Below are 1279 nucleotides of genomic sequence, written 5' to 3'. Positions count from 1 at the left end.
GGGGGCCGGCGTCTGGACAATGGGCGGCGGAGCGACGACCGGCGGCGGCTCGACCGGCTGATCCGGCGGCGGCGGCGGCGGCTCCTCGTCAGGTGGCGGCGGTTCCTCCTTCACGTCGATCACGTTCAGCTGTTCCGCCGCCTTTTTGACATATTTCATGCCAAGACCGGTGACGAAAGCATAACCGAGAACAGCGTGAACAAGGGCGACGATGATGATCGAGATCGTCCGACTCGATCCTTGCGAGTGGTCAGCATAGGCCATTCGGCAACGACACTCCTTAACTCAGCTTACCAGTTGATTATAAGCAAATAAGCGAAAAGCAGCCCCAGCTGGCCAGGGTTTCCCCGGTCACCTTTGGCCCCTGCCCTTTTATTTGCTACCTTGCGAACTCCTATCGCGGCGCACCGTGCCACGCAAACGCTTTATCGATACAGTCAATTGCTATTAATATTTTACAGCAGAATGACTTGCCTGTGACAACAATGTCACGCCGGTCGATCCTTAGGACGAACATGAGAAACAAATCCGCCATCCCGCTTTTTTCCCTCGCCGCGACATGCCTCATTTCCGCCGCATACCCTGGTGTTTTGGCGGCTCAGACTCCCGGCAGCGGCCTTGCCGGGACCGCCGCCGGACCGCTCACCTATGCCGACCTGACCGACCTTTCCGATGCATCTTCGCTGGTGGCAGTGGTGCGTATTCGCAGCATCATCGCGCTGGCCCCGGAACGGGCCGGAACCGTGCCGCAAGGATATCGCAGGCTCTATATAGAGGCGGATGTGGACAGCCTGATTCGGGGCGATGGCGGGATCAGCCCGTCCGTCCGCTACCTGTATGACGCTCCGGTCAATGCGCGCGGCAAGCTGCCCAAGTTGAAGAAGGCCCGCATGATCCTGTTCGCCACGCGCGGCGCGCGGCCCGGCGACATCCAGCTGGTGGCGCGCGATGCGCAGATCCCGGCGGAGCCTGCCACGGTCGAGCAGGTCAAGGCCATATTGTCCGGCCTGGTGGCGAACGGCGCACCACCGCGCATCACTGGCGTTGGCGATGCCTTTCACGTCAAAGGTACGGTCGCGGGCGAAAGCGAGACGCAGATCTTCCTGCGTACGGAAAATGGCGATCCGGTGTCGCTGTCGATCCTGCGCCGTCCCGGCCAGCAGCCGCGCTGGGCCGTCGCATTGGGCGAGATCGTGGACGAAGCCGCCGCGCCGCCCACACCGGGCAGCCTGCTCTGGTATCGCCTGGCGTGCAGCCTGCCCGCCGCCCTGCCCGCTCC

The 1279-nt window shown here is 62.9% G+C and carries 1 protein-coding gene and 1 pseudogene; one reads left to right on the top strand and one right to left on the bottom strand.

The genetic code is table 11. The annotated features are described in order from the left end of the window. A pseudogene (locus L288_RS26040) lies at positions 1 to 264 on the bottom strand (energy transducer TonB); the annotation flags it as partial. Between the two features lie 251 nt (positions 265 to 515). Between L288_RS26040 and L288_RS26035 the strand changes: the two are divergent. Beyond that, on the top strand, positions 516 to 1279 hold a 764-nt coding region (locus tag L288_RS26035; RefSeq protein WP_031303924.1), incomplete at its 3' end, for a hypothetical protein.

Source organism: Sphingobium quisquiliarum P25, assembly GCF_000445065.1.
Classification (GTDB): Bacteria; Pseudomonadota; Alphaproteobacteria; order Sphingomonadales; family Sphingomonadaceae; genus Sphingobium; species Sphingobium quisquiliarum.
This window is presented reverse-complemented; position numbering and strand designations above follow the sequence as displayed.